The organism is Chitinophagaceae bacterium (assembly GCA_007695095.1).
In the GTDB taxonomy this organism is placed as follows: Bacteria; Bacteroidota; Bacteroidia; order Chitinophagales; family REEL01; genus REEL01.
On sequence record REEL01000088.1, the window covers coordinates 60949 to 72046 of the forward strand.

The 11098-nt window shown below is 38.2% G+C and carries 8 protein-coding genes; 5 read left to right on the forward strand and 3 right to left on the reverse strand.

Annotated elements, in window-relative coordinates:
- Nucleotides 1–5 precede the first annotated feature (5 nt).
- The 4 genes from EA412_04980 (at nt 6) to EA412_04995 (ending at nt 7116) form a co-directional block, all read left to right on the forward strand.
- Nucleotides 6–3968, forward strand: coding sequence for a hypothetical protein (locus EA412_04980; protein TVR80267.1), 3963 nt, complete (start codon nt 6–8; stop codon nt 3966–3968).
- Between the two features lie 84 nt (nt 3969–4052).
- Entirely contained in the window at nt 4053–4337 is a 285-nt protein-coding gene (locus tag EA412_04985) for a hypothetical protein (GenBank protein TVR80268.1), read from the forward strand.
- A gap of 34 nt (nt 4338–4371) precedes the next feature.
- Nucleotides 4372–5730 (forward strand): hypothetical protein, encoded by a 1359-nt coding sequence (locus EA412_04990; GenBank protein TVR80269.1) that lies wholly within the window; start codon nt 4372–4374, stop codon nt 5728–5730.
- 39 nt (nt 5731–5769) lie between these two features.
- Entirely contained in the window at nt 5770–7116 is a 1347-nt protein-coding gene (locus tag EA412_04995; protein TVR80270.1) for a hypothetical protein, read from the forward strand.
- Here EA412_04995 and EA412_05000 read toward each other — a convergent pair.
- Nucleotides 7113–7292, reverse strand: a complete 180-nt coding sequence (locus tag EA412_05000; GenBank protein ID TVR80271.1) for a hypothetical protein — start codon at nt 7290–7292, stop codon at nt 7113–7115. The genes EA412_04995 and EA412_05000 overlap by 4 nt on opposite strands.
- 55 nt (nt 7293–7347) lie before the next feature.
- Nucleotides 7348–7686, reverse strand: coding sequence for a hypothetical protein (locus EA412_05005; GenBank protein TVR80272.1), 339 nt, complete (start codon nt 7684–7686; stop codon nt 7348–7350).
- A gap of 192 nt (nt 7687–7878) precedes the next feature.
- On the opposite strand from EA412_05005, the gene EA412_05010 reads away from it, so the two are divergent.
- The gene (locus EA412_05010; GenBank protein TVR80273.1) at nt 7879–8166 is read left to right on the forward strand and encodes a hypothetical protein; all 288 of its coding nucleotides are present in this window, start codon (nt 7879–7881) and stop codon (nt 8164–8166) included.
- Nucleotide 8167: 1 nt separating this feature from the next.
- Here EA412_05010 and EA412_05015 read toward each other — a convergent pair whose 3' ends face one another.
- Nucleotides 8168–10963 (reverse strand): TonB-dependent receptor, encoded by a 2796-nt coding sequence (locus EA412_05015; GenBank protein ID TVR80274.1) that lies wholly within the window; start codon nt 10961–10963, stop codon nt 8168–8170.
- Nucleotides 10964–11098: the final 135 nt, after the last annotated feature.

Genomic DNA, 11098 nt, shown 5'->3' on the forward strand with positions numbered 1-11098 from the left:
AATCTATGGATTTCAAAAAAAACATAAAGATATCGTTTTTCATTACGGTGATTTTCTTTTTTCTAAACAGTTCTTCGCTGTTTGCACAGTGTTCTGTTGAGATTTTTGCATCATCGGATTCAATAACATGTGGTGACAGTATAGTCCTTACTGCATACGGTAATACCGGTAATTTTGTATTAAATAACGATTTTAATGACGGGACTGTGGGTACCGGTTGGTCATCTACCTCTTCGGCAATGTTTACCAATCCATGTGGATTTGCTTTAGACAGTGCAACATACTTATGGTTTGGGGATTCAACACCTCACCCGCGTTCATTAACTACCGTAGCTCTAGATTTAAGCTTAGGAGGGAATATTTGTTTTGATTTAAAATTTGGAACTCAAGGTGACCCGGATCCGTGTGAAGGCCCGGACGAGCCCGATGAAGGAGTTATACTTGAATATTCAATTGATGGTGGAAATACCTGGGAACCCATACACTATTTTCATCCGGATGGTGGTTATAACCCTGTATTAACCCAGTGGAATAACTATTGCTTTAACATCCCCTTTGATGCAATGACTCCGAATACACTTGTGAGATGGGAGCAAATAAGTACAAGTGGTGCCGCTTTTGACCATTGGGGATTAAATAATATTGAAATTGTTTTAATTGACCCCGACTACTTCTATGTATGGGATCATGATGGCACATTAGGCCAGGAAACCAGCATTTTACAACCGATGAATGACACTTCATTTACTGTTTTTTTAACAAATAATATTAACGATACTTGTTCAGCAACTATCAATATTGATGTTTCCCCCCCTGAATTTATTACTTCAATTGCACCAACAGATACATCAACTTGTCCGGGAGATTGTGTTGAAATAAATGCATCCGCTGAAATTTTAGTCAGCCCGGAAAGCCAACCTACATTCACAAATAACTACACTCAAGTTGTCAGTGGGTTTTTTGGAAATCCTGTTACAGAAACTGTTCCAATGGCAGTGGGAGGATTAAATATGACAACTATAGAGCCCGGTTCTATAGAATCTGTTTGTTTTTATATCCAAAATGCAAATCACCTTACCGTTTCACTTGTTTGTCCTGACGGGGTAGAATTATTATTGACAGAAAGTGCAACCGGTGGATCTTTTGGCGACTCTACGGGGAATGTAAGTTGCTTTACTTTAGATGCTACTCAAACTATTTCTCAGGATTCGCCTCATTATACGGGAAATTATTTACCGGATAATAATGGCTCTCTGGATGATTTAGTGGGCTGTAGTGCAGAAGGATTATGGCAGTTACAAGTGGTATCAACCCATCCATTATTAGGTATACATATGTTAAACAACTGGAGCATTACTTTTAATGACCCTGAAATTATCATTCCGGCACTTTTTCACTGGGAACCTACAACTAATATGACCGGTTCTTCAAATCTAACCCCAACAGTGTGCCCAACTCAGGGAACTACTTACACATTGTATGTATATGATGCTCATGGTTGTGATACCACCAGCTTAGACTTTACGGTTAATATTGACCCAAGTTGTTGTGATATTGAAATCGATGATATAATTGTTGAAGATCCGGCTTGTAATGTAAATGACGGAACAATTACGATAAATACCAGTGGTGGTAACGGACCCAATGAATACAGTATAGATAATGGAACAACTTTTCAAAGTAACAATACATTTACCGGTCTGAGCGCCGGGGTATATGAAGTTTTAGCCCGTGATGCAGATTTATGTTTTACATCTGTAGATACAGTTGTCTTAAACATACCGGATGTTCCTGAAATACAGTTAAATCAATTGGCTCACACCACTTGTGATTTTGAAAACGGTCTGATTGAAATATCTTCTACAGGCGGTACCGGAAACATAGAATATAGTATAGATTTTGGCATTACATTTCAAAATGACCCTCTATTTCAAGATTTAAATGCCGGCAATTACATACTTATAGCACAAGATGATGAAAGCTGTCTGTCTGACACATTGCAAGTTGAAATTTTACCCTCCACATCCCCGGATTTGCAAATTGATGACATTTCTCACCCGACTTGTTTATTAAATGACGGACAAACAATCGTTTCAACAACAAGTGGAAGCGGTAACGTAGAATACAGCATTGATAATGGAGTCAGTTTTCAATCAAACAATATATTTGATAATTTAGCTCCGGGGAGTTTTGAAATTTTCGCTATTGATGATGATAATTGCAGCTCTGACACTTTAAGTTTTACATTGAATGCACCTGTTAGCCCTGAAATAGTTGTAGATACACTGATTCAGCCTTCTTGTGGTTTGAATGACGGAGAAATAAGTGTATTTGCAATAAATGGAACTGAACCTTACAGCTTTTTATGGAGTGATGGACAAAGCTCAAGTATCGTAACAGGTCTGGGATCCGGAAATCATACCGTGATTGTAACCGATTCTCTTTTTTGTTCAGATACTTTAGACATCAGTCTTACAGACTTTAATCAGCCTGTTGTAAATGACATTAATTTAGAAGTAATTGAAACCCCTTGCGGTCTGGCTGAAGGTGAGATTACCGGAATTACAGTAAGCGGCAGCAGTCCATTCTTGTTTGAGTGGGTAGATAGTTTGGGTAATACTGTTTCTTCGTCTTCAAACAATGCCGATGTGATTGATTTAGAAAAAGGCTTGTACACTCTGTTTATTACTGACGACGAAGGTTGTGAAACTGTATACGGGCCGGTTCAATTGGAAGATATGGGATTGCCTTTTATAACTGATACAGTCGTTTTACAACCTCAGTCATGTGAAAATCCTGATGGCTTTATTTCTGTGGATGTTTCCGGTGGAACCGGAGATTACACCTATATTTGGAGTCATGATGCAAATTTAAATGCTCCGCAGGCGGAGAATCTTTCATCAGGCAGTTACAGTGTTACGATTGAAGATGTCGGAGGGTCTGACTGTTCTGTAGAAAAAACATTTAGCTTATCTAATGCTAATGATGTTGTAATTGAACTTAGCACAGAAAATATTAGTTGCCATGGAAATGCAGACGGCTCTGCCTCAGTGAGTGTTACAGAGGGTGTAGCCCCTTATCAATATTTCTGGTCAAACGGTGACACAACAGAAACTACAGAAAATCTTAATCCGGGTAGCTATCAGATAGAAGTAACTGATGCGAATCAATGCGTTGCATCACTTTCTTTCGATATAGAAGAGCCGGATTCTTTAATGTTATTTTCAACGATAACAGAACCAGGCTGCTATGAATTTTCAGATGGACTTATTGAAACGGAAATATCCGGAGGCACTCAACCATACCAATATGGATGGAGTGGATTTCCTGATGTTAATGAAGCGAACTTAACAAATATACCTGCCGGAAATTATGAATTAGTCGTTACTGACTCAAAGAATTGTGAGATAACTAGTGATTTCATACTTAACTCACCACTTCCGGGTGAAGCAGCTATAGATGCATCTGCCAGTTCTATTGTACAGTATGACTCTATTGAGTTAACAGCTTTAGCATTATCAGGTCTTACACCTCCTTTACAGTATTCATGGGAACCTTCATCAATTTTAGATTGTGATGACTGCCCTGTTACAGGCTCCGCTCCTATGATTGATACAGATTTTATAGTTACAATTACAGATAGCGAAGGTTGTTCTGCTTCTGCTTCAGTATTTATTGAAGTTGAAGAATTGATAACTTCTGTGTATATACCCAATGCTTTTAGTCCGAATGGAGATGGGGTAAATGACGTATTTGAAGTTTACGGCAATGGTATCAAAGACTTAACCTTAAGAGTACATGACAGATGGGGCGTAATGGTATTTGAATCAAGTGGAGTAAACTCATCATGGGATGGGACTTTTAATGGTAGAAAATTACCGGTTGGAGTATATGTTTATACTGCCACAATTATTTTTGATGATAATAAAATGAAAACAAAAACCGGAAGCATAACTATTGTCAAATAACTAAAGAATTTATAAAAAAAATTGACATTTTAAAACTAAAGTAATATCATACTCAATAACAAAAAAATATAAAAATTTACCAATATGAATGTATTAAAAATTTCGTTTTTCTTAGCAATACTTTCAATAGTAAGTATAAATCTGCAGGCTCAGGATGGAGTAGCTATTAACAATGATGGTACGCCTCCACACCCTTCTGCAATTGTTGATGTCTCATCAGACAGTAAAGGGTTTTTACCTCCCCGCTTAACATCTGCGGAAAGGGATGCAATTACACCGCCGGTAGAAGGCTTAATTATTTTTAATGAAGACTCAGAATGTATAAATTTCTACAATGGAAATACCTGGCGGGAAGTATGTCAGAATTAATCATTCAATTAATTAGTAATAAATAAAAAACATTATGAAAAGAATAAACACCATACTCCTTATTATACTTGCAACCGGTCTTTTTTACGAGGCTGCTGCGCAATCAGGAATTTCAATAAATATAAGTGGAGACCCTGCTGATAACTCGGCAATGTTAGATATTAATTCTGATAGTAAAGGATTTCTACCACCTAGAATGACTACTCAGGAAAGAGATCAGATTAGTAATCCCTCTCCCGGTCTATTAATTTACAATACAACTACAAACTGTATAAATGTATTTAACTCTCCGGCTTGGCATGAGATGTGCGGAGAGTGTACGCCATATCCTCCTACGGCTGATGCCGGCAGTGATCAGATACTAATGGATACCACAGCAACTACTTTAGCTGCAAATGGGCAAGGTAGTCCGGCATATGGTATTTGGACTATAATTTCTTCTACCGGTGGTTCATATAGTTTCAGTGATGAAAATGATCCGGAGGCCATATTTACCGGCACAGAAGGTAATACATATCTATTAGAGTGGGAATTAAGCACAGCTTGTGACACTACTTCCGATCAGGTTGAAATAAGCTTTTTATTAGGAAGTGTTGAAATCCCGGGAAATGCTTTTTGCCAAGGAGCCCCTATTTCAGCCACGCCTTGTTCCAGTGTACCCGGTGCTGTTTTAAATGACGACCCCTCTACACCTTTAGGTATAGAATATGATTGGGCTGTTGCAACTGACACTACGCATGGAGTAGGATTTGGTGCAACGACAGGCACCCGTGCTCTAGTTGAGATAGGCGGACAATGCTGGGCAAGATACAATGCTAATATTATTCCTCCTGACCCTGCTTTTGCCAATCCAAATCCGGGAGTTTCCGGAGATGTTGGATGGCATGGATATTGGGATTATTCAGCAACAGAAAATTTTCCCAATGAAGGCAGATTATACCAATGGAGTGCCGCTATGAATGGTTCAACTGATGAAAGAGCTCAGGGAGTTTGCCCGGACGGTTGGCATATTCCTTCTGATTGCGAATGGATGTACCTTGAAAATACTCTCGGTATGAGTACTGCAGATCAACAAGTTGCAAATGCATGGAGATATAGTGGCGATGTTGGGTTTAAACTTTCAGATGACACTCCTCTTGGAACAAACAGTTCCGGATTTACAGCATTAATGACCGGATTTCGTCAAACGACTCAATGCTATGCATGGAGTCCTTGTAATATGTCTAACAATCAAAATATAACACATTTCTGGACATCAAATGAAAATCCGGCTAATCTGGCCCGGGCATCCAGACGTAATTTACACAATGGTAACACACTCCAAAATGCCGTTCATCGTCGGGTTAGCGAAACAAAAGCTCATGGATTTAGTGTTCGATGTCTTAAGGATTAAGATTTTATAATTTTTAGCAATCAATCAAAAACATACATCATGAAAATATTCAAATATAACTTTTTAATCATAGCCTTAATGATTTTTCAAAATCAGGTTTTTGCTCAGCAGGAAGGCGTTTCCATCAATGAGGATGGAGCTATTCCTCATGAATCGGCAATACTTGATATTAAATCTGACAACAGGGGTTTTTTACCTCCCAGAATGACTGAAGCTCAAAGGAATATGATTAGCGCACCTGCCAGAGGCTTAGTGATTTTCAACACAACTACTAATTGTACAAACATTTATAGCTCTTCAGGCTGGTATGAAATCTGTGGTGATTGTACCCCTCTCCCACCTGATGCAGATGCAGGTCCTAATCAGCAATATGTACCCGGAACTTCCTTTACTTTAGATGGAAATAATCCCGGAAGCGGATTTACCGGAACATGGTCAGTCCCTTGGTCTTTTGGTAATCCTTTTTCATTTGATGATGTTAATGATCCCAATACAGTTTTTTATGGTGAACCCGGGACTTCATATTCTTTACAATGGGAAATTTCAAACGCATGTGGTAGTACGACAGACTTTGTGACAATAAGTTTTGATTATGACACAAATGTAGTTTGTGGTGGTGCTATAGTTTCTACAACACCTTGTTCAGATGTGCCGGGTGCTGTTCTTAATGACGATCCCTCAACTCCACTTGGGATAGAATATGACTGGGCTGATGCAACTAGTGATGTGCACGGAGTAGGATTTGGTGCAACTACCGGCACTCGTGCTTTAGTTGAAATTGCCGGGCAATGCTGGGCAAGATTTAATTCAAATATTTTTCCTACTGATTCTGCTTTTGCTTCTCCAAGTGACCATGATCTTGGTTCAGATGTAGGCTGGCATGGATACTGGGATTATTCAACTACGGAAAACTTCCCAAATGAAGGTAGATTGTACCAATGGAGTGCAGCAATGAATGGAGAAACTACTGAAAAAGCACAAGGCGTTTGCCCGGATGGATGGCATATTCCTACTGATTGTGAATGGATGTATCTGGAAGATGCACTAGGCATGAGCATTGGACATCAAATACAAGAAAACAACTGGCGTCACAGTGGTGAGGTTGGCTTGAAACTTTCTGATGACTCACCGAATGGATTAAACAGCACCGGATTTACTGCTCTAATGACAGGATTTAGGTTAACAGTAGGTTGTGGTTCGACTTTCCCATGTAATATGGCTGATCAAAATACAACCCGCTATTGGACTTCTACTGAAAATCCAAGTAACTCAAATCAAGCTGTAAGGCGTGGTCTGCATCAGGGAACTACACTTCAGGATGCTGTATATAGAAGAGTTGGAGAGACTAAAGGTCACGGATTAAGTGTTCGTTGCCTTAAAGATTAAAATTTGATTAATGTTTCTATTTGCTTTGCTGATTCTACATATCTTATCGTTACCGGCAATATCATCAATATTTTCTTTTGTGTTATAAAAATATCATTCAACTGCTCCGGTGTTATACTCAACTTTTGTGTCGACTTTACTTTTTTTCCGGATAAAGAGTTGGTATAAGTATTCATGACTTTATTGCATTATGTAAAAAACAGTTTTACATTTTATAAAAAAATAATTTAATTAAAGCGGAAGATAAACCATATCCAGATTAGATAAATCATCATTATTAATATCCTGATTTGTTTTCTTAATATTCTTTTTGTTATCGTCATTAATATCCTTTAAAGGCTGCTTTGATTTACCCTTATCAGAATCAACAGAATCATTTTGATTTTCATTTAAGTCTTCATTACCGCGAATTGGTCGACTTTTATCTTCTTTTTTTACTTTTGGGTTAGGTTCTCCAATGTATGGTACATCTTCAATTTCCGGCTTTTTATCAGGCTCTGTTTTTGGTTTGTCCGTCTTCTTATCAAAGTTATCTGCTGGCAGATTTGTGTTTTGCTTTTGTGTTCCCATAATTATTTTTTTTAAAATATATTAATAACAATAAAGTTAGTTTTCAACCAATTTAATATCGTTACAATATTTCAGAAAATAATTGCAAATTTTTCATGCAAGCTATCTCATTATGCTCCAAGTATGACTCACCCTGTCTCTCTATTACTAATGAGGGATTTGTGGTTTGTCTCTGAATTGGAATGACTGTTTTTGTCAGAAAATGGGCCGAGAACAGCCTCACACCATACCGTCATTGTGGGCTTCAAGAGGGAAGCTGAGCGGGCATGCTTGAAATGTGACAATCTCCTGATTGGGGCAGGGGGTTCAAAATTTCTTTTTAAGCCTTTTAATAATTTAATGAAAAAGAAAAGCCCTCCTACTAACTGTCATGCTGACGTCAGGAAACATGACAGAAAGAGCCGAATACACAATTATTACATAAATCTTTTAAAAAAAAGAGCTTTGAGAAATTTTCCCAAAGCTCTTGTAAATATATAGCTTAAAATTTATGTGACAGTCTGAGCAAAGTCAGTCTGCCCAACTTTGGCGTTCCTGCAAAACTTTGATATTCATGGTTTAAGACGTTCTGAATGTAAATGCTCAATCTGGTATTTTCAGAAAAAGGCATTCTGTAACCTGCCTGTACATCAATAACATTAAAAGCCGGTACTTCACCTACATATGCAGCTGAATTAGCTAAAAAACGATCTTGCCAGCGCCAAAGACCGCCTACATTCAAACCTATATTTGAAAACTGATAATCAAATCCAAATGAAGCTTTATGCTGAGGTGCATTTAACGAAATGTAGCCCCCCTGTGCGCCCTCCACCGTAAAAGTGTCTTTACTGGCATAAGAATAGGATCCAAATATTCTGAAATCATCATTTACTAAAAAGGTTAACCCAACGTCAGCACCCCAAAGATTTACACTTCCAATATTGGTATAAGTAACATACAAATCATTATCGGCAAATTCATTAAACCCAACTGTACCAAATGGAATTTGCGCTGAAGCATCTGTCAAAACAGCCGTTAAAAAAGGCCCCGGATTCGGGTCAACAAAGCTCTCTAAAAGATTTTTCAGGTTTTCATTATCCGGGTCTTCCAATGCAGCCTGAATTTCCGGCCCCAAATAGGCAGCCATCGTTTGTGGATCAAAAAATACATTTGGAGTAACGACTACCAAGGGGCTGACAAAATCACTGATGTCAGACCAATATAAGTCTGCACTAAACATCAGGCGGTCAAACAAAATTCCTTTATAGCCAATTTCATAAGTTTGAGTAATACTATTATTGATCGACTTTAAATCTTTTACATCATCAGGACTAACATCTCTGAAAGGAACGTCTGACTGCTGAGTTGCTAACATCATCTTTTTCTCTACATCTTGCAGTACATTTGGTATAATATTATTTAAAATATCATCAACAATTGACTCGGGGAATCCCTGAGCTATAAAGTTTGCTCTAACAATACCGGTAACAACATTCCAGTGAGCATTTTTCATATTTTCATCTTGTAAATCAAAAAACTGATCACCTGTGGCTCCAACTAAAGGAGCAAATGGTGAGCGGTATTGAGGCACCCCGTTAGTTCTGCTAAAAGTAAATCCTTCTCTGTTTCCAATTGCTCTCACATTCGTTCCGGGGAAAAAGTTTTCACTTCCCAACATCCCGCCTAAACCAAATACATCCTGCGTCTGAAGAATATCCAAACTTAAGTTATTAGAGGATGGTGACCCAAAAGCTCTGTTATAAGTAGCTCTGAACGTATGACGTGCAGTTGGCTTATAGATAATGCCTGCTCTGGGTGAAAAAAACAAATCATCAACGAAGTTATGATAGTCCAGTCTGGTAGCTCCTACTAAAGAAAATTGCTGATTTATCTTAAAATCACCCTGTACATAGGCTCCAAATTCATCTATACCATCACTATCTTCATTTCTACCATTAATAGTTCCATCTGTATCCGGTCTGGTAAAAAGTGCATCAACTCCATATATCAAACGTAAGCGTTCATCTACAAAATCGCTGCTATGCTGTATTTGTGCTACATATAATTTTGAACGGTCAACAATTAAATCCCCGGTTCTGGTTAAATAAGTATCTCCCGAGTTACTGGTATTTACAAAAAACTGAGTAAATAAACGACCATATCTGAAACGAGCCTGCCCATAACCATATCTCCAGTCAATTGCCTGAGCAGCTCCAATACCGGTAAGCTCAAGATTTGTGGCACTATTTAATCCTCCCGATAGAATTAACTCTGAGCGGTCGCTAAAACGATAATCTAATCGAATTTCCCCTCCGTAGTTTCGAATAAAATTTTCTAATCTTGCCGGTAAAGCCTCACCTGTGAGCTCTCTTCCCTCCGGGGATTGTCTGCCTAAATATATCGAATCTCCTGATGGTAATTCATTTTCAGGATTTTCAAATCGCCAGTCTTGTCCCTGCATATATGAGCCGGATATTTTAATCCCTAACCTGTCATTAATCTTTGCGGCATGTCTGATGGTTGCTGTTCCAACACTTCGCTCAATACCTCCGCCAACACTTATGCTTGTTTCAAAGTCATCTTCCATATCTAATGGAGAACGTGTAATGATATGCATTACACCTGATGCACTATTTGGTCCGTACAAAGCCGAAGCCGGTCCGCGCAGCACTTCAATCCGCTCAATATCATCGTCTACATTGGGTATCATTTGATAAGCATTAACCCTTAGAGAAGGTACTCTGGCAATTCTGTTATCTACTATTGTTAAAATAGAGCCCGAAAAAATATTATTAAAACCTCTTGAAGCAACATCACTGGAAACTAAACCGGTATTTACGATGTCTATGCCGGGAACTGTTTTCAGGTTGTCAATCGGACTTAAGGCTATGTTGTTTTCTATTTCACGCTGTCCTAAAACGGTTATACTCGCCGGAGCATCCAAAATCTTTTCCTGTCTTCTGGACGCACTCACAATAACCGGATTTAAATCTATATCAGAATCCTGTAAAATGATGTTCCGGGTGACATTATTAGAACTGGAAAGTATGACCACTTCCTGCTCCTGATGCCCGATAAATCGAAAAACTACAGTTGTAGTTTCCTGACGAGGAATCCGAAGGGTATAATTTCCATCAAAATCAGAAGTTGTACCTGTGGTGGTTCCCTTAATGACTATGTTTACCCCTGCCAGTGGCTCATTAAAAGTATTTGTAACCTTTCCGCTAAGCTCAATTTGCTCGGCAAATAAGGAGTAAACCGTAAAAAAAGATAATAGGATGGTTAAGTTAAGTTTCATAATTTTTGTTTTAGTTGGCTATAAATTTAGAATAATTTTTTTTTTCAGCTAACTTTCACTATTTAAATCTTAAAGAAATTTTTATTTATAAAGAAGCTTACACTAAGACTATCCTTTGAAAAAATAATTTCATGG